Annotated in this window: 18 protein-coding genes and 4 tRNA genes; 5 read left to right on the forward strand and 17 right to left on the reverse strand. The window is 52.0% G+C overall.

Annotated features, from left to right (window positions below; translation table 11 throughout):
* Nucleotides 1-32: 32 nt before the first annotated feature.
* The 3 genes from WC772_04015 to WC772_04025 form a co-directional block, all read right to left on the reverse strand.
* Nucleotides 33-515: a hypothetical protein gene (locus tag WC772_04015; GenBank protein ID MFA6169919.1), complete on the reverse strand. Its 483-nt coding sequence runs from the start codon at nt 513-515 to the stop codon at nt 33-35.
* A complete protein-coding gene (locus tag WC772_04020) occupies nt 497-661 on the reverse strand; it encodes a hypothetical protein (protein ID MFA6169920.1) in 165 nt (54 codons plus the stop codon). Before WC772_04020 ends, WC772_04015 begins: the two co-directional genes overlap by 19 nt.
* Nucleotides 662-745: 84 nt before the next feature.
* Nucleotides 746-818: transfer RNA gene (locus tag WC772_04025), tRNA-Ile, on the reverse strand.
* An 80-nt stretch (nt 819-898) separates the two neighbouring features.
* Between WC772_04025 and WC772_04030 the strand changes: the two genes are divergently transcribed.
* Nucleotides 899-970, forward strand: a tRNA-Val gene (locus tag WC772_04030).
* A 24-nt stretch (nt 971-994) separates the two neighbouring features.
* Nucleotides 995-1,068, forward strand: a tRNA-Val gene (locus tag WC772_04035).
* Nucleotides 1,069-1,070: 2 nt separating this feature from the next.
* Here WC772_04035 and tgt read toward each other — a convergent pair.
* From tgt to WC772_04105, 14 genes are all read right to left on the reverse strand, one after another.
* A complete protein-coding gene (gene tgt / locus WC772_04040; GenBank protein MFA6169921.1) occupies nt 1,071-2,156 on the reverse strand; it encodes a tRNA guanosine(34) transglycosylase Tgt in 1,086 nt (361 codons plus the stop codon).
* Nucleotides 2,153-3,118: a hypothetical protein gene (locus WC772_04045; GenBank protein MFA6169922.1), complete on the reverse strand. Its 966-nt coding sequence runs from the start codon at nt 3,116-3,118 to the stop codon at nt 2,153-2,155. Before WC772_04045 ends, tgt begins: the two co-directional genes overlap by 4 nt.
* An 83-nt stretch (nt 3,119-3,201) precedes the next feature.
* A complete protein-coding gene (queA, locus tag WC772_04050) occupies nt 3,202-4,239 on the reverse strand; it encodes a tRNA preQ1(34) S-adenosylmethionine ribosyltransferase-isomerase QueA (GenBank protein ID MFA6169923.1) in 1,038 nt (345 codons plus the stop codon).
* Between the two features lie 50 nt (nt 4,240-4,289).
* Nucleotides 4,290-4,502 (reverse strand): hypothetical protein, encoded by a 213-nt coding sequence (locus WC772_04055; GenBank protein MFA6169924.1) that lies wholly within the window; start codon nt 4,500-4,502, stop codon nt 4,290-4,292.
* A gap of 34 nt (nt 4,503-4,536) precedes the next feature.
* Nucleotides 4,537-4,962 (reverse strand): hypothetical protein, encoded by a 426-nt coding sequence (locus WC772_04060; GenBank protein ID MFA6169925.1) that lies wholly within the window; start codon nt 4,960-4,962, stop codon nt 4,537-4,539.
* 37 nt (nt 4,963-4,999) lie between these two features.
* Nucleotides 5,000-5,075 (reverse strand) — tRNA-Pro (locus WC772_04065).
* 19 nt (nt 5,076-5,094) lie between these two features.
* Complete coding sequence (locus WC772_04070; protein ID MFA6169926.1) at nt 5,095-5,316, reverse strand: DUF2905 domain-containing protein; 222 nt, start codon at nt 5,314-5,316, stop codon at nt 5,095-5,097.
* Between the two features lie 6 nt (nt 5,317-5,322).
* Nucleotides 5,323-5,826, reverse strand: coding sequence for an energy transducer TonB (locus tag WC772_04075; GenBank protein MFA6169927.1), 504 nt, complete (start codon nt 5,824-5,826; stop codon nt 5,323-5,325).
* Between the two features lie 30 nt (nt 5,827-5,856).
* Nucleotides 5,857-7,659 (reverse strand): TonB-dependent receptor, encoded by a 1,803-nt coding sequence (locus WC772_04080; GenBank protein ID MFA6169928.1) that lies wholly within the window; start codon nt 7,657-7,659, stop codon nt 5,857-5,859.
* A 130-nt stretch (nt 7,660-7,789) separates the two neighbouring features.
* The gene (rsmI, locus tag WC772_04085; protein ID MFA6169929.1) at nt 7,790-8,500 is read right to left on the reverse strand and encodes a 16S rRNA (cytidine(1402)-2'-O)-methyltransferase; all 711 of its coding nucleotides are present in this window, start codon (nt 8,498-8,500) and stop codon (nt 7,790-7,792) included.
* Nucleotides 8,501-8,935, reverse strand: a complete 435-nt coding sequence (locus WC772_04090) for a polymer-forming cytoskeletal protein (GenBank protein MFA6169930.1) — start codon at nt 8,933-8,935, stop codon at nt 8,501-8,503.
* A 2-nt stretch (nt 8,936-8,937) separates the two neighbouring features.
* Complete coding sequence (locus tag WC772_04095) at nt 8,938-9,837, reverse strand: M23 family metallopeptidase (protein MFA6169931.1); 900 nt, start codon at nt 9,835-9,837, stop codon at nt 8,938-8,940.
* 55 nt (nt 9,838-9,892) lie between these two features.
* Nucleotides 9,893-10,642, reverse strand: a complete 750-nt coding sequence (locus WC772_04100; GenBank protein MFA6169932.1) for an outer membrane lipoprotein-sorting protein — start codon at nt 10,640-10,642, stop codon at nt 9,893-9,895.
* 96 nt (nt 10,643-10,738) lie between these two features.
* On the reverse strand, nt 10,739-12,232 hold the full coding sequence (locus tag WC772_04105; protein MFA6169933.1) for an alpha/beta hydrolase: 1,494 nt from the start codon (nt 12,230-12,232) through the stop codon (nt 10,739-10,741).
* Nucleotides 12,233-12,390: 158 nt separating this feature from the next.
* On the opposite strand from WC772_04105, the gene WC772_04110 reads away from it, so the two are divergent.
* The 3 genes from WC772_04110 to ileS all read left to right on the forward strand — a co-directional run bounded on the left by WC772_04110 (nt 12,391) and on the right by ileS (nt 18,797).
* Nucleotides 12,391-14,526 carry an ATP-binding protein gene (locus tag WC772_04110; protein ID MFA6169934.1) on the forward strand — a complete coding sequence of 712 codons (2,136 nt, stop codon included), beginning with the start codon at nt 12,391-12,393 and terminating at the stop codon, nt 14,524-14,526.
* Nucleotides 14,527-14,601: 75 nt separating this feature from the next.
* Nucleotides 14,602-15,987, forward strand: coding sequence for a branched-chain amino acid aminotransferase (locus tag WC772_04115; protein MFA6169935.1), 1,386 nt, complete (start codon nt 14,602-14,604; stop codon nt 15,985-15,987).
* 50 nt (nt 15,988-16,037) lie between these two features.
* A complete protein-coding gene (ileS, locus tag WC772_04120) occupies nt 16,038-18,797 on the forward strand; it encodes an isoleucine--tRNA ligase (protein ID MFA6169936.1) in 2,760 nt (919 codons plus the stop codon).
* Nucleotides 18,798-18,847 lie beyond the last annotated feature (50 nt).

Genomic DNA, 18,847 nt, shown 5'->3' on the forward strand with positions numbered 1-18,847 from the left:
GGCTTCCCCTTCTTGTCGCGTTAAGCTATCATTTATTTCCATTGCTTCTCAAATTTTTTATAGATCGAGTGGGCGTTTTCCCTAACTTCCCGGTTCTTAAATTTCCCCCGCTTGTTGTATTTAACGATGTAGAGCTCGACCGGCGAATCGATATCCTCGTAAAATTCCCCTTTGTCGCGGAGAATATCGATCTTCCAGTACCGTTTCCCCTTAAAGTAAGCGTAGCCGCGCCCGCCAAAGGTATCGGCCACTTCAAACCGCTGGCTTCCAAATAAACGAGGGATCATCACGATACTGCCGCCGGGAAGAAAGTTCAGGGCAACAAAATTGCCCAGGCGACGGCCGTCTTTGGAAACCCGGCGGTAACGCCCGGTCTCGCTCCAATTTTGGGTGTAATAGGTCGTCACCAGGATTTTGATGGATGGATACGGCGGCGCGCTTTTAGCCGCGAGCGGCAAGACGGTCAAAATCAAAAATAACGAGGCCAGGAAAAACGCTAGGCTTCTTTTGGCCATGTCGAGAGATCTGGCCCGTATTTGGCCTTGTTCTCCACCAATTTGACCTTCAATTTAGCGACATTCTCGGCCAACCCGTGGATCGTTTTCTCGAATTCGTCGATCTGAGCCAACAATTCATCAATATTTTTCGCTTTTTCATCCATATAAAACAACCTCCTTAAAAAGTGGGCCCTATAGGACTCGAACTCTCTCGACTCGTCCGCTGCCAACAAGGCAGCGTCGAGATATGGGCCCTATAGGACTCGAACCTATAACCAATCGATTATGAGTCGATTGCTCTAACCATTGAGCTAAGGGCCCTTCTCGTCTGATAATCAGTCTACCCCAGCTTGTCGGGGGCGTCAAGGCGTGCTACCATAGAAGAGCCGATTTCCCTTTAGGGGCGCGTAGTTCAGTGGTAGAACGCCTGCTTCACACGCAGGAAGTCAGAGGTTCGATACCTCTCGCGCCCATTTACCCCGAGCTTGGGGTTCTCCGGGCAGTTAGTTCAGCTGGTTAGAATGCCTCGCTTACACCGAGGAGGTCGCTGGTTCGAGTCCAGCACTGCCCATTTTAAATCCGGTCTTCTAAAATATCCCTTCTTGTCTTCTCCATCAAACGCATAAAAAAACGAAGGTTGTGGATCGTTAGAAGGTGCATGGCGGTTATTTCTCTGGCCCAGAAGAGGTGGCGGATGTAGGCTTTGGAGAAATTACGGCAGGCAAAGCAGTCGCATTCCGGATCGATCGGCGAGAAGTCCTTTTCAAACTCCGCTCGTCTAATGCTTGTTTTCCCTTCGAGGGTCAAAAATGAGCCGTGCCGGGCGAGCCGGGTTGGGATCACGCAGTCAAAAAGGTCGGCCCCCAACTTAATCCCGCCTAAGATGTCAGGAGCGTACCCGACCCCCAACAAATGCCGGGGACGGTCGGGCTGAAGGATATCGGTAACTATGTCGAGCATCTCGAACATCTCATTTTGCGGCTCGCCGACGGAAAGCCCGCCGATCCCGTAACCGGGAAAGCCGATCTCGGCAATCTGTTCGGCCGAGATCTTTCGCAAGTCTTTATAGGTGGAGCCTTGAGCGATGCCAAATAGAGTCGGACAGGTTTCGGCCTGCTTTTTATTCTGCCAATACTTATAAGCCTGCTTCGCCCAACTGGTCGTTCGAATCAAAGCCGCTTCCGCTTCCTGCTTCCCGCAGGGATAAGCGACGCATTCATCAAGCGGCATCATAATGTCCGAACCAAAAGCAGTTTGGATATCCACGACTTTCTCCGGAGTTAGAAAATGCTTGGTCCCATCCAGGTGAGAGGTGAATTCCACGCCGGTATCGGTCACTGTCCGCATGTGAGCCAGAGAGAAGACTTGGAACCCGCCTGAATCGGTGAGGATCGGTTTATCCCAATGCATGAATTTATGAAGACCGCCAGCCGCTTTGATCAACTCGATCCCCGGCCGCAGATAGAGATGATAAGTATTAGAGAGGATGATCTGGGCTTCTAACTCGTTAAGATCGCGGAAAGTCATCGTCTTGACCGTCCCCAGCGTCCCGACCGGCTGGAACATCGGCGTGTCGACCACGCCGTGCGGCGTATAGAGCTTCCCTACCCGGGCTTTCGATTTGCTCGATTTCTTTATTATTTCAAATTTAAAATTCATTCCGCTTGCAGGTCAACCTCAAAGAGAGAAACTTTTGGCTCCGGCAAAAAAGTCAATTTAACCGGCAAATATCCATTGTCAATCACTCCAACATACAAAGCTTTCAAGCCGGAGGCAGGGATCAGCCTGGTTGAATTTTCCCGTTTTCGCCAATCTCCCCTCTTGACGTGAAAAACCTTGTCAAAAGCTTGTCCATTTTGATCGATCAGGGTCAAAACACAGTTTGGGCCGCCAAAGGTACTGGTGAATTTATGGGCGTTCCTTATTTCTAAATCGATCGCGACCCATTTTTTGCCATTTGGGGCTTTCGTGCCAAGCGGATCGGTTTCCGGGTAACTTACGCCGTAAACTTTAAATTTTGACATTCCATTGAAAAGCCAATCCTTGACCTTCCCTGTCCGCCCTTGGATCTCGGTCCCTTCCAGAGCCGCCTTATCAATATCATCCGTTAAATTCACCCGATAGACCGGAATCTTTGTCCCAAGGATATAAACGATTCTGATTGGAGTATAATCCTGGGGAACAATTGCCAAATAAAATATTTTTAGGCTCTCCCCAGGTACCAAACGCTTGCCGGACTCCCTTTTTCTCCATTCGGCCTTTTGGACATTATATACTCTGGCGAACAATTGTTCGTCTTTATCCACCAAATTCAAGGAGCCGATCGCCCCGCCGTATGAGGTCGTAAATTTTTGATTATTGACCAGCTCTACTTCAATCGCTATGAATTTCTTGCCGGCGTCTGCTTTTAATCCGTTCGGCCCGGCGTCCGGATAGCTAAAACTAATCACTTTAAATTTCGACGTCCCATTGGCCAGCCATTGCCCAACTTTCCCCTCCAACCCCAACAGCTCATTCTGCCCGCCAGGAATTAGCTTGGCCTTAGCGGCCTCGGCTCCCGCTTGAAAACTGACCGTAAAGAGTAAAGCTACAAAAACCGCGATTCCTTTCCAGTTTTTCATTTTTTCTCCTTTTTTTCCTTGTTATTAATTATAACACTATTCATTTGCCGTTCGTGAGATCGTTCCGCTCTCCTAGGTCGCAATCAAACGATCAGCATTGCGTCGCCGAAAGAGTAAAAACGATATTTCTCCCTAACCGCCGTTTCATAAGCCTTAAGAGTGAACGCCTGCCCGGCAAAAGCGGCCACCAAAGCGATCAGCGAGGTCCGGGGAAAATGAAAATTGGTAATGATCGCGTTTACCAGCTTAAATTGATAGCCTGGATAGATGAATAAAGCAGTCTCTCCCTTGATCGGTTCTTTTTTCCCCGCCTTGACCTGGTCGGCAACCGTTTCCAGCGTCCGGATGGCGGTCGTTCCGACCGCCACAATCCTTTTAGCCTCGCCTAACAGCCGCATCGTCTCGGCCGGGACCTCGAAAGCCTCTGAATACATCGGATGGTCTTCAACATTTTCCGCGTAGATCGGTTTAAAGGTCGCCAATCCGGTGTGGAGGGTAACGTAAGCGATCTTTACGCCGCGCGCTTCGATCCTGGCGAGGAGTTCCGGGGTAAAATGAAGCCCGGCGGTCGGCGCGGCGGACGCCCCCTCCTTCTCCGCAAAGACCGTCTGGTAACGGGCCCGCAACTCTGGGGAACGGCGATCGGCCTTAACGTAAGGCGGCAGGGGAAGTTCACCGGCCTTTTTCATGTAACCCCAAAGGTCCCCGCTGAACTCAAGGATCTGTTCGCCGCTGGCGGTCTTTTCCAAGACGGTGCCAACAGTTTCGTCTTCACCAAAAATAACCCGATCGCCAAACTTCAGTTTTTTTCCCGGTTTGACCAGGCATTCGAAACGCGGCCAATCACTATTAGTTGCCGCCAATTGCTTGCTCAATAGAACTTCGATTTTGTTCCCGCCAGCTTCCTTTTTGCCAACCAGATTGGCCGGCATCACTTTGGTATTATTCAGCACTAATAAGTCCCCGGCCTGAAAATAGTCGAGAATCTCGTAAAACACCCGATGTTCGATCGCCCCCCGCTTCCGGTCAAGGACCATCAGCCGGGAATGGTCCCGGTCAGCGGCCGGCGTTTGGGCGATCAATTCTTCCGGCAGGTTATAATCAAAATCAGCTGTTTTCATGCTTTCCTAAAAAAAGAGGCAGGACCTCGAGCGGTCCTGCCTCTAGCCTTCTACTTAGGCTGGCAGCTCACCGGACAGCCGCACTTGGCGCAATTTTGTTGCCCCTCGCAAACCGTTTTCTGGCAAACTTTAGCGCACTTTTTCAGACAAGCGGCCGAAACGCATTTTTTACCGCAATCGGTTTGGCATGGTTTTTCGACAGCCGCCCAAGATAAAGTCGCCAATAGTACGAGGCCAAGGACCGTTAATATAATATTTTTCATTGTTATCACTCCTTAAAATTGGTTTATAGCGGATCTAAACCAAAGGCGGAGCGATCGCCGGATGAGCAGTTTTTTCCAGTAAACAGAGCGGCGGAACATCATCTAAGAAACAGACCGGCTGGAAAGTCGCCACGATCTCTACCCAATCTATTGAAGTCGGCAGAATAGGCGACCAAACGATCCTGTTATCCGAAGCAACCGCATCCGGTTCAGGCAGGCTGACCCAACAGGCTTCCTCGCCCGAGCAGCAGCAGTCCGACAGGCAGGGCGGCAGGCTAAAAAAGGCCGCCGCCTGAAGAAACAGCAATAAACCTAACGCTAAAATTTGTCTTTTCATAATATTTAAAATCGGGGTGGCGGGATTTGAACCCACGATCTCTACCACCCCAAGGTAGCGCCTTAGACCAAGTCCCGACGTCATATTTAATAATTCAATGAAAGTCGGGATCCCGATCGCCACCTACGGTGGCGCATCGGGACTGGGCATCTTTTTAATATCGGGGCAGCGGGATTTGAACCCACGATCTCTACCACCCCAAGGTAGCGCCTTAGACCAAGCTGGGCCATGCCCCGTATTAAAACCTATCTCTATTTAACGACGGATGATAAAGTTAAGCAAAACAGTTAAGACAATACTGGCGATGATCATCGTGGTGATCGGGACCAGGACCGTCAGATTTTCCCGGCGATACATGATATCGCCAGGCAACCGGCCGATCCAGGGGAGCTTGGCCGAAAGGACAAAGAACCCCCCGATCAAGACCACAATCACGCCAATATAGATCAACATCCGTCCCAGTGACTCAATAGCCATATTTCCTTATTGCAGCGCGAACTTGACCGGCACTTCGAACCAGCTGGCGATCGCGGCGCCGCTTTGGCTGGCCGGATTGAAACGCCATTGCCAAAGAGCGGAAATTGCCGCCAGGTCCAGGTCGCTATTGCCGGAAGAATTTTTGACTTCGACCTTCCAGGGCTGGCCGTTGTCACCGACATAAACCGACAGGATAGCCTGGCCTTCAAGTCCGTTCTCCAGCGCGGCCTGCGGATAGACAGGGATGACCTTTTGGGTCACCGACAGAGGAACGATCGGCAAGGGAACCGAGCGGATCGGCTGCATTACCGGCTGCAAGACCGCGGTTTTAGTCGCTACAACCCGGCCCGCCTTAACGGTCGCGGGCCGCTCAACCCGGATCTCCTCGCCGGCAAAAACCGGGTAAGCCTGATCGACAGACAAGTTTGTCCTCATGATAAAAAGGGCCGCGGTCGCCGCCATCCCCAAGCCCAGGAACATCGCCACTCTCGGCAAAGTAAGTTCTCTCATTTGTGTTACCTCCATGGTTATTATATCAGACTAAATCGCCCATTTCACGCCCAGCGAATAATTGCGCCCCGGCATCGGGTACTTGCGCAGCTCATAAGTAGTCGGATCGGCCCCGATCGCTTCGCTGTAACGTTCATCAAAAAGGTTGTTCACCCCAAAAGAAACCTCCGCTCCACTAATCGGCCGGGTCAGCTTCAGGTCAACCACCGTGTAAGCCGGCAGCTCGATCAGGTTCTGGGAGTCGATAAAGCGGGTCCCGACATACCGGACCAGCACACTATTTCCGCCGGCGACCAGGCCGACATTGTATTTAGACTGCGGCGTATAGGGGACGATCTTATCGACCGCCATTTTTTTGTCGACCACTTTCTGGTAAGTATAATTAACGTACCCTTTCCCGGCGGCAAAATTATGCTCCAGGTCAAACTCCACCCCTTCGGAACGGACTTCGCCGATGTTGGTCGCTTGGGTCAGATAGGTCCCCGGATCATACGCCCAAAGGATCATATCGGTAAAGCTGGCGTTATAGTAACTCAACCTGACAATTTGCCGGTCACTTAAGTTCCGTTCCAGGCTGATATTATATGAGGTCGATTTTTCCGGCTTCAGGCTGGCACTGCCGAACATCCCCCAGGCCGGGTCGTTCCAGTAAAGTTCGTTCAGGGTCGGGGCCCGGAAAGCGCTCCCGGCCGAAAGTTTGAGCGCCATCGTTTTGTTTAACTGATAGGTTAAGCCGACCCGCGGGTTGACCGAGGTCCCGGCTAAACTATGTTTGTCCGCCCTAACAGTCGCCGACAAGGCCATTCGCCCCAAGGCCAGCTCATCTTGCACAAAAAAGGCGTAATTGCGGATCGAATGTTGGCCCGCCAGGGTCGAATCGCCCCGGTCCTCAACCGCTTCGGCCCCGTAAAGGGTCTTCCCCAGGCCAAGGTTGAGCTCTTGCTGCCATTCCAGAGCGTTGCGCCACCCTTTGTTATAACAAGCCCCAAAAAGATACGGGTCGATCTGCTGGTCCAAGCTATTGGCGTAGGCCCGCAGGGAAAAGGTCTCTTTTCTCAGCGCGGCGCTGATCATGATGTTTTTATCGGTCTGCCGGTCGTTCGGCTGGGTGGCGGAAGCGGGGTCGCTTTCCGAAGTCGGGACCCCCGGGATCCCCTTGACTGCGTCGTAATACCCGCCGTCAACCACCAGGTCGGCAAAGCCGAGCGGCAGAGTTAATTTTCCATAAACGTTCTTGGCGACGTACGCCCCATTCTGGCGGAAACCGTCAGACTTAAGGTAGTCGGCGGTCAAGAAATAATTTCCTCCGGCCAATTTGGCGTTATATTGCCAGGTCCCAAAGGAAGCGGTCGTGACGGAAAAACTTTTTTCCTCCTTCGGTTCTTTGGTGATAATGTTGATCACGCCGGAAACCGCGTCGGATCCGTACAGGGCGGAAAGCGGCGCCCGAACGACCTCCACCCGCTCGATATTCGAAGTTAGAATATCACCGAGGTCAAAGGTCCCCAGGGTCGGCGAATTCATCCGCCGGCCGTCGATCAGGACCAGGACCTGGGTCGCGTTCGCCCCGCGCAGGCGGGCCGAATTAACGGAGCCAAGATAGCCGTAAGAGATCAGATCGATGCCGGCGACGTTGCGGACCGCTTCACCGACATTATGGAAGTTACGCAACTCGGCCTCTTTGATAATGGTCGCGTTCCAGGGAGAAACACTTAGCAGTTGAACGGAACGGGAACCGGTGACCAGGACTTCCTGGCCGTAAAAGGTCGGGACATCAGCGGCAAAAACCGAAGAAGCAATTAAGCCAAGGAACAACACAATAAACAATTTCATTTCTCTATACCTCCATAAAATTTGAAGTATAGAGTTCTCGGGAAAACCCTAATTCAGCCATCTTTTCGGAGTAGGATTGGAACCTACTTAATATCTAGCTCTCTCCCGTTGAGAAATCCGAAATGACAGGTTAACAATCGACCTCCGGCACCTCCTTTTCTTTATCGTCGCTCAGTCCCTCGACGACGATCACAATTTCACCCTTGACCGCTTTAGCCTGAAAATGGGCCAGAACTTCGGAAGCTTTTCCCCGCTTGATCTCTTCGAACTTTTTGGTCAGCTCCCGGCAAACAGCAACTTGCCGATCGCCCATCGAAGTCACGATCTCCTGCAGAGTCTTGAGCAAACGGAAAGGCGATTCGTAGATTATAATCGTTCGTTCTTCATTTTTCAACGCCTCGAGCAATTTTCGTTTCTTCCCCGGCCGCTTGGGAAGAAACCCTTCGAAGGCGAACCGATCGGTCGGCAGGCCGGCGGCCGAAAGAGCGGTAATCGCCGCCGACGCGCCGGGGATGGGGACAACGGTTATTCCCCTTTTGGCCGCTTCCCGCACCAACTCATAACCGGGATCGGAAATGCAAGGGGTGCCGGAATCGGTGACCAGCGCCAGGTCGGAGCCAAGTTCAAGTTTACCGAGCAAATATTCGGCCTTCGACATGATATTGAACTTATGATATGAGGTCAGCGGCGTTTTGATCTCGTAATGATTGAGGAGGATCTTTGATTGCCGGGTATCTTCAGCCGCGATCAGGCTAACTTCGGAGAGGATCCGCTTCGCCCGAAAGGTTAGGTCTTCCAAATTTCCAATTGGAGTCGCGACGACATACAGGGTCCCGGCCATTTAGTTGGAAAAGATCGGGGTTTTTCGCTCGGAATAGTTTTCGATCATCGCGTCGCCCAGACCTTCTTCCTTCGCTCCCGGGTTAACGGTCACTTTGCCGCTATAGGAGGCCCCTTCTTCAATGATGATCCGTTCGCCGCATAATTCGCCCCTGACCTTACCGGTCTTGGCGATCTCCAGGTTCCCGTTAGCTTTGATGTTCCCTTCAACTTTTCCCGAAATAACAATCGACCCGCCGAAGATCTCGCCGGAGATCATGCCGCTCGGCAGGACCAGGACTTCGCCGTCCGCTTTGATCTTTCCTTCAAAGAAACCGTTGACGCTGATCGACCCGCCGGTGACAATTTCACCCTTAAAGGTCGAATGCTCGCCCAGAACGGAATTGACCCCCTCGAACATCGGCCCCTTTTTCCCGGTACTGTTAAATACGCCCATTTTTATTCCCTCCACATCCGACTGGCGGTTACGACATTCATGTCTAAATAAGCCATCGGATTTTGCGCCGTTTCAAATTTTCTGACTTCGTAATGCAAATGAGGCCCCGTCGTCCAGCCGGTCATCCCGACAAAACAAACGATCTGGTTCTTGTTGACTTTTTGACCGACACTCACCGCGTAACCGGAACAATGTCCGTACAAGGTGGAAAGCCCGTTCTCGTGTTGAACGATGACCGCTTTGCCGTACCCCCTGATCCAGCCGGTAAAAGTAACATGACCCCCGGCCGTCGCCCGGGCCGGCGCCCCATAATTCGCCTGAATATCGATCCCCTTGTGCATCCCGCGCCACGGAGAAGTTCGATATCCGTAACCCGAGGTTATTCTACCATAGATCGGCCAGGATGTCGGAGTTTGCGCCAAGCGGTTCTGGACTTTTCTCACCCAAGCCTTAAGTTCTTCCAGGCTTTTCTTCCGTTCCACCAGCTGCAGGGTCATATTTTGCAGGTCGCTTGAGATTTTGTTGGCTTCCGGGGTGGTCGGGCCAAAGGGCAAGCGGGCTTGGTTCCGCCAGCTCTTTAAACCCAGCATCTGACGAAGATTGTTCTCTTCCGAAGCCAGCTTATTAATGGTCCCCATAATTTCCTCGGTCTTCTGGGAAAAAGAGACAATTGTCGCTTCCTGCTTTTCATTTTGGTTAAGGGCATGGCTGTAGCCGACCAAACGGCGGGATATTAATGTAGAGTAAACAACGGAAGAACCGGCCAAGACAACACAAAAGATCAAAGCAAAGGCGGCACCATAAAGCCAGACGGCCGGCAGCTTAAAGCTGATCGGCTGTCCCTGCGCGTCGTGCGGAACGATCATGAAAGTAAAATGTTTCTTCTTTTTTGGTCTTGCCACTATTACACCCGTATAAAGCATACCCTGTATTTCGTAAAAAAGTCAAGGTTTCGGGTTATTCTACTTTGAAAAAGGCATTACTTATCCCGCGATTGATCTTGATGTTATTAAAGACCATCTCAACCTCCATCCGCCCGGCCGGGGTAGTGACATAGGAAGCATTTTTTACCGGGACCCAAATCCCGCCGATCTGTTCATAGCTGATATCCGATTGACTGACCACCCGGCCCTTTTCACCATACATCACGATCTTGGTGGCAACCCAGCGATCGCCGTCGATGTAGAGCTCCATTTTGGCCAGGAATTTGTTTTCTTTCTTGGGAATGCCGGAAATAATATAAACGGTCTTCCCGCCGGGAACCCCCTGGCTGGAGACCGTAAAATCAAAATACTCCTTGGCTTTTTCTAGGTCCATCTGCTGTGAGGAAGCCGGCAGCCCGCTCTTTTCCCGGAGTTTTTTTAAGTCCTGGACGACCTTCCGCCCGGTTTCAACGTCCACCATCATCATTTGATCGCCGTTGGTAACCGTAATCTGCTTGACCGGGGAAAGCATTTCAACCTTCGATTTTTCCTTCCCTTTGGTCCAAACTCGCCCTTTTTGGGTCATCGTTTGCGGGGTATTTTTGTCCGATCCTGGCACGGTCATACTGGAACTAACGGTCGTAGTCGTTTCCGCGTACATGTCGAGGATCTTATCCTGGTTCAGTTGGACCTGCTTAACGATCAGATCAACCGAAGCCATGGAAGCGAATAGCACCGTTGACAGTAAGAAGCCGCCAAATAAACTCAAAAACACCTTTTTCATAATCAAACCCTCCCTGATAAACTCACCCTATCATTATAGTTCTTTCCCGGACCACCCGCCACTGTTATTCAGCAATGTTATTGCCATCTCCCCGGATTATTGCTTGAGAAAGGCCAGCAATCGCCGCATAAACTCTTTTTGATCGTAGCGGTCAACATCATGACCGGCCCCTTCAATCTCAATATATTCTAAATCCTTGACGTTCTTTCTGACAAATTCTTTGGTCGGCGCAAGAAAATCTTTAGCCCAGGATTTGGTCCCGGCATAATAGAGAAGCGAAGCCTTCATTCCCTTAACTTTTTCACCGATATCAATATAAAGGATCGACCGGTTGACCTGAAACCACATTTTCTCGTTAAAGTATGGATAATCGAGCCGGTAACTGGCGCAGACAAAATCCCGCAGTAAATAAGCCCCAAGATACTCGACGTCATGACGAAGGGTGACCGCTTGCCGCCGCAGTTCGGTGTTCCCCTCGATCGGGATGTTGTTGAGGCCAACCACAAAGCCCTCTATCGCCACGACCTTTTTGTATTTTTCCGGGTATTTTCCGGCCAGATACATCGCCACCGAACCGCCATAGCAATAGCCAAGCAAATACGCCTCTTTGATCCCGATCTGATCGAGCAACGCGTTGACAATTTCCGCCTGCTCCTCGGTCGTGTAGCCAAAGAAATAGTTTGGCTTATCCGATTCTCCCGCGCCCAAATGATCGATGTTTATTACCCGGTATTGGGCGGCAAGCTCCGCCATGTAAGGGTCCCAATGGTGGGTATAATGTATCCCTCCGCCGATCAGCACGAATGGGTAGCCGCCGCCGGCGTCAACATAGTGAAGATTGTACCCTTCAATGACCGCGAATTTATCCTCGCCGACGATCGCCGGTCCAAAATTAAGCGACCGGTTTGAGTTGATCTTTTTGTTTTCAGTATTACGGAAAACGTTAAGCCCAAAAAGCACCCGCCCCCCTCCCCGGTCCCAATCGCCCGCCAGATCAAGGTCGATATAGCGATTAAGCGGGTAGGTCAAGCCTAAGGTCGGGCGCTCGCCAGCCAGGCCGAAACGGAAAAAAGCCCTGGGCAAGAATTGCTGTTCATAACCCAGCCCAATCTTCCCCAGCGAGTCGCGCGCCACCACAACCGATCGGTCCCGATCTTCCGTGTGATAAGCCAGATTAAGATTATAATCGGCAGGGAGGATCGCGCCATCAGTGTTTTGAACGGCGGCGGAAAGCGCCCAATTCCGATTAAGATCGGCGTCAAACCCAAGGTCAAAGTCTTTTTTCCCGTTTAAAAACCGGACCCCGATCCCAAGGCGAAAAAAAGAATAAGTATTAAAGCCATGCCCGACAAATAACAACCCGCCCTGATCATACCCGGCCCGCCCAACCCCTAAATCACCAATCGATAAGGCTAAGCAATCTTTGGGGACCGCGCCGGCCAAAAGACTTTCCCCCGACAGTCTAATCGCGTCGTTCCGGGCCAAATAGGCCGGATTGTAAAATAACCCTGCCGGATCAGTAGCCGCCGGTGAATAGATGTTTCCCATCCCAAGAGAACGAACGGAGAAGGCCGCCGCTGGAATTGCCATTAAAAGTAAAATAACGATTGCCCGCCAAAACATGCCATCATTATGTCATTTCCTCAATTAACGGTCAAAGATTTTGTCTCAATATATAGTGGCGAATTTTCGTCAGATACAATTGATATTATCACTGGTTTGTGGGATAATTTTAGTGGAGATAACTAATGAATTTTTACTCTCTACCTCCATTGTTTACCGGGGTCCTGGCCGCGTTCTTCGGCCTGGTTGTCCTATCCAGCAATCCCCGCTCTAAAGTAAACGGCCCCTTCGCCTATTTATGCCTAAGCGCCGCCTGGTGGTTGGCCTCTTTTGCCGGCATGTATCTAAGCCGGAACGAAGTGATCGCTCAAGTTTGGGCGCGGATCGGTTTTATCGGGATCGCTTTTATCCCGGTTTTCGCGCTGCAATTCAGCGCCGCCTTCGTCGAATTCAAAATCCCGCGCTGGATTTTTTCCTCTCTCTTCCTCTTGAGCGGGCTTGGGTCGGTCGCCGGCCTCCTCACCGCCCGGGTTTACACCGGAGTGATCCAATATTTTTGGGGTTACTATCCGGAGGCCGGACAGTTGTACCTGGTGTTTTCCGTCTATTTCTTCGCTCTATTTGCCGTCGCTATCTGGCTCCTGGCTTTGAACTATTTCCAGGCGCAAAAACAGGGGCGCCCGCTTTTGGCCCGCCAATCATTTTTCTTGCTGCTGGCGTTCGCCAGCACCCTGCTGGGCATCGCCGATTTTCTTCCGAATTACCAGGCCTCCGCCTATCCCATCGGCTATCTCTCCACCCTGATCTTTATGGCGGTCATCATCTACGGGACGGCCAAAGTTCGCCTGCTTGACGTGGAGCTGGCGCTCAAACGGAACACAATCTATTATTTATTAAGCACTTTGCTAACCGGCGGACTGGTCTCGTTGATCCTGATCGGGATCAAATACATCAAGATCACGACCAATCACGGTTCCCTTTGGGTCGGGATCGTCGCCGCGTTTATTATCGCGATCCTATTCCAGCCGCTGCGCAACGCCATTGAAAGAGTGATCGACGATTTTCTTTTCCGTCAGCGCTACAGTTACCAATTGGTCTTAAGCAAATACATCAACGCGATCGCCAAACCGGAAGTCGACCTGGAACGCTTCAGTCGCCTCTTCCCCTACCTATTGACCAAAGAGATGTTCCTGTCGGCCGCTTCGACCATGGTCCTCGACCGGGACAAACAGGCCTACGTCGTTCGGGCCGGGGAAAGAGAAGCCACTGATTCGATCGGGATAGAGATCGCCGGCGATTCACCGCTGGTCGAAGAACTCCTCACCCGCCGGCGGGAAATCGTCCTGGAAGAGATCCAAGCCCTGTTGAAAGTCCGGGGGGCCGCTTACCCAAGCGAGCGGCTCCGCCTGCAAGCGATTGTCGACGAAATGAAAAAGCTCAAGGCAACCTTGATCATCCCGAGCATCTCGGAAAGCGGCTACTTCAACAAACCAATGCTCTTGTCGACCATCAATCTCGGCAAGAAATTCAATCAAGAAGCGTTCTCCCGCGATGACATCGAATTCCTGACCACTCTCGCCCACCAGATCACCATGAACATCGAATACGCCTTCATCTTTGAAGAATTGAAGAAAAACCAGGCCTTTTGCATCCAAGCGGAAAAACTGGCCGCGCTCGGGACCGCGACCGCCGGCGTCGCCCATGAGCTGAAAAATCCCTTTACCTATCTGTACACCGTCGTCCACGCCATGCCCAAACGGTGGGACGATCCGGAATTCAAGGAAAGCGTCCTTAAAATGCTCCCCTCTGAAGTCGAACGGATCAAACTGATCCTGGAAGGGCTCTCCGATTATTCCAAGATGAACAATTTAAACGCGGAACCGGTCCTGCTCGCGCCGGTCATCGAAAAGGTTCTCGCGATCCTCGGTTATGAGATCAAGCGGAACAACGTCAAGGTCGTCAAGGAATACGCCATCGACAGCCCGATCATGGCAATGGTCGACAAGAACCGGATCGTTCAGGTCTTTATGAACATTTTGACCAACGCCATTCAAGCGATCGGCAGCAAAGGGGGGACTGTCACCCTCGCCATCCAACCGGATTCCGGCTCCAGCCACGTCATTTTCAAAGATACCGGACCCGGGATCCCGGCTAAAGTGCTCAAAAGGATCTTCGATCCTTTCTTTACCACCAAAGAGGCCGGGACCGGGCTTGGCCTTTCAATTACCAAAAAGATTCTGGAAGACCAGAGCGGCTCGATCAAATTCGACAGCGTTGAAGGCCAGGGAACAACCGTCAAGATCACTCTCCCCTCCGCTTAAGCCTCAAAAAAGACCTGAAATTATTTTCCACTCCTGCAGATAACTACTTGTCTTTATTATTACGGAGGTTTTATTATGAATTTTCGAGTTACCCGCATCGATGTCAGAGGCGGCCAACCGCTGCACGGTCTGCGCCCAGGCAATAATGAAAGAACCGCTCTCTCCAAGCTTCAAGCCAAGGCCCCAAAAGTCGTTTATTCCATCGAGATCGACGGGGTTAGGGGACTTGCCGTCGGCCGGCTTGACGATCTGCCGTCAGAATTGATCGGCCACACCTTAATTCCCAACGCTTTTGAAGCTGGTCACGTTCGCCGAAGCGATTTGGCGGTCGCCGAACAAATCATTGCCGCTCATCCCGAGATATTGGCCCGCTTCCAGCCGACCGCGGCTAGTCCGATCGATTGGGCGCATCTTCCTTTTTCTCTCAACGCCAGCAAAGCGATGTTCTTCGCCACCATCAATAAGGGGGCCGATTGGTCGACTGCGGTTTCTAACCCCGCGGAACATCTCTTTCCTTTTGGCCCATTCCCAACCGAGCCGGCGGCAGTCGCCCTTCATTACGGCCCGTCCGCTTTCGAAGGACTGAAAGCTTACCGCGACCAAAACGGCAACCTCGTCGGTTTCCGCTGGGAAGAGAACGCCAAGCGACTGGGACGAAGCGCCCAACGGCTGGCAATGACCCCAGCTTCAGTTGAATTCTATCTAAAAGCCATCTCTGAAACCGTTCGGGCCAATGAGGAACTGGTCCCGCCTCCCGGTCTCAAAGCCGCCCTTTATATCCGGCCGCTCCATTTTGGCAGCGGAGCCGGACTAGGGGTCCAACCGGCGCCGCAAGAATCGTTAATGGTTTTTGTCAGTCCGGTCGGCCCGTATTTCAAAGCCGGGTTTAAACCCATTGATCTGCTGGTCGAAGAAAAGCTCCACCGCGCCGGCGATGGCGGGACCGGGAACGTTAAAGCCAGCGGCAATTACGTCACCGGGATGATCGCTTCGGTCATGGCCAAGGACGCGGGGTTCGCCGAAATCCTTTGGCTGGACGCCAAACAAAACCTTTTTGTCGAAGAAGTCGGCGCGGCCAATGCCTTCTTTGTCATCGGCGACACCCTTTACACTCCGGAATTAAGCGGGACCATCTTACCGGGAATTACCCGCGATAGTACGATCCAATTGGCCAGGGCAATGGGGATAAAAGTCGAAGAAACGAAAGTTCCGATCGCCATGGCGCTTAATGCCAAGGAAGCTTTCTGCACCGGAACAGCGGCCGTCCTTTCACCGGTCGGCTCGATTACTTACCAGGGTAAAAAAGCAACCTTTAATAATGGCGAACCGGGTCCGATCACTCAAAAGCTCTACGCGGCCCTAACCGCGATCCAGGAAGACCGGTTTAATGACCAAGCTTTGCTGGGAATCGACCCGATCCAGCTGGCCAGGTTCCGGCAAGAGTGGATCTATCGAATATAAATGATATATCTCAATTTGTCTTCTCCGACTGAAAATGATAAAATTTACACATGGAGTACAAAAAGACCTTAAACCTGCCGCAAACTGAATTTCCGATCCGGGCTAATCTTGCGAAAGTCGAGGAAGAACTGCTGACTTACTGGAATGGGCAAAACATTTACGCTCAAATCCAGGACAAAAACGCCAAAAACAAGCCATTCATTTTACATGATGGCCCCCCTTATCCCAACGGTGACATCCACCTTGGTCACGCGCTAAACAAGATCCTCAAGGATATTGTGGTGAAATTCAAATCGATGCAGGGTTTTCACTCTCCCTATATCCCCGGCTGGGATTGCCATGGCTTACCGATCGAAACCCAATTGATCAAAGAGATCGGGGAAAAACGGAAAGAGATGTCGATCACCGAGTTTCGCGAGAAATGCCGCGACTACGCCTTGAAATACGTTAATCTCCAGCGGGAAGAATTCAAAAAACTCGGTGTTTTTGGCGATTGGAATAATCCTTACCTGACCATCAACCACTCTTACGAGGAAAAAATCGCCGAACTATTCGGCGTTCTGGCGGAAAAAGGGTACGTTTACCGCGGCCTAAAGCCGATCCACTGGTGTCCAAAAGATACAACCGCCCTTGCCGAAGCCGAACTTGAGTATGAGGACGACCGTTCGCCTTCAATTTTCGTTAAATTCGCGGTCGTTGATAACAAATCGATCGTGCTAAACGGCAAATCGCCGCTCGCGAAATTGACCGGCGCGGTCAATTTCGTCATCTGGACCACCACCCCCTGGACCCTGCCGGCTAACGTCGCCATCTGCGCCCACCCGGAATTGGAATATGTTTTCGTTAATGTCGGTGGCGCAGAGGAGAAGGTTTATGTCGTAGCAGAAGGGTTACTGGCCTCATTCCTGGAGAAGCTGGAAATCAAAGAACACAAAATCATTGAACGGACGCACGGCCGGAACCTGGAAGGGATCCTCTGCCGGCATCCCTTCCTCGACCGCCAGGTCCCGGTGGTTCTGGGCGAACTAGTCACCCTGGAGCAAGGGACCGGGTTGGTCCACATCGCCCCCGGCCACGGCGCCGAAGATTATCAAGTCGGTTTGAAATACAAACTCCCGGTCGTCATGCCGGTCGACCCGCACGGCAAGTTCGATAATTCCGTCCCAGACTGGCTGGCCGGCAAATCTTATGATGAAGCCAACAAGATCATCGGCGAGAAAATGAAGGCCGACGGCACCCTCTTGAAACTGGAATTTATCAAGCACTCCTATCCGCACTGCTGGCGCTGTAAGAGCCCGGTTATTTTTAGGGCGACCGAACAATGGTTTATCTCGATCGATCATCGCGAATTAAGGCAAGAGGCGTTAAAGGCGATAGGTCAAACCAAGTGGTTCCCCGACTGGGGAGAGAATCGGATCCGGGGAATGGTCGAAGGACGCCCCGACTGGTGTATTTCCCGCCAGAGAGCCTGGGGGGTCCCAATCCCCGCTTTCTATTGCCAAAAATGCGGGCGGCCGCAAATGACCGGTCTCTTTAACAAGGCGATCCGCGAACTCTTCCGCAACGAAGGGACCAATGGCTGGTTCTCCAAAGAAGCCAAAGATATTCTCCCGGCCGGGACCAAATGCCCGGCTTGTGAGGGCGCCGAATTCACCAAAGAAACCGATATCCTTGACGTCTGGTTCGAGTCCGGCTCGTCGCACGCGGCAGTCCTGGAAACGGTTCCCGGCCTTAGCTGGCCGGCCGATCTTTACCTGGAAGGATCGGACCAGCATCGCGGCTGGTTCCAATCTTCCCTCCTGCTTGGCGTCGGCTATAAAGGACGGGCCCCCTTCAACGCCGTCCTGACCCACGGTTTTACGATCGACGACAAAGGGAAGAAAATGAGCAAGTCGCAAGGAAACGTTATTGACCCGCAAGATGTCAGCAAACGCTACGGCGTCGACGTCCTGCGGCTCTGGGTCGCCTCAACCGACTTTCGTAACGACATGGCCGCCTCCGAGAAGATCCTAAAACAAGTTCAGGATGCCTATCTTAAGATCCGCAACACTTGCCGCTTCCTGATAAGCAATTTAGCCGATTTTGATCCGACTGCTCCGGTCGAATTGCTGGAGATCGATCGCTGGGCTTTATTGAAACTTAACCGGCTGGCAGAAAAAGCAACCAAAGCTTACGAAGAATACGAATTCCATCTGGTCTACCACTCGCTCTACGACTTTTGCGTCAACGACCTTTCCGCCTTTTACCTGGATCTTTCCAAAGACCGGCTCTATTGCGAAGAAAAAAATTCGCGCGAGCGGCGCTCGGCCCAGTTCGCCATGAACCAGATCCTGGCCACGCTGGTTAAACTGATGGCGCCGATTCTCTCTTTTACTGCGGAAAATATCAACCAGTTTATTAATATCAAAGGACACAGCATCTTTCTGTCGGCTATGCCAGAGGTCGATAAGCAATATCTGGACGAAAAGCTGGAAAACAAATGGGCCATTATCCTAGCCGCCAGGGAAAAGGCCTACCGCCAGATCGAAGCGGTCAGGAACGCCAAAGAGATCGGCGCCTCGGTCGACGCCCAAGTCGAATATTTCGCCAAGGGGAATGAGCTGGCCGCTCTGCAGTCGGTCGCCGACTTGTTGCCAATGGTCTTTATCGCTTCAAAGGTCAGCCTGACCGAAGGGGAAGGGGAACCGAAGGTCAGCCACGCGCCGGGAGAAAAATGCGCACGCTGCTGGAACTGGCGCGAAAGCGTGGGAAAGAACGACGCTCATCCGACTATCTGCGACCGCTGCGCCGGAGTCGTCAGCGCACTTTAGCCTCTTTTCATGTTATAATATTGTCGTTTTCAATCATAAAGGGAGGACTT

The organism is Candidatus Margulisiibacteriota bacterium (assembly GCA_041661965.1).
Lineage (GTDB): Bacteria > Margulisbacteria > WOR-1 > O2-12-FULL-45-9 > XYB2-FULL-48-7 > XYB2-FULL-45-9.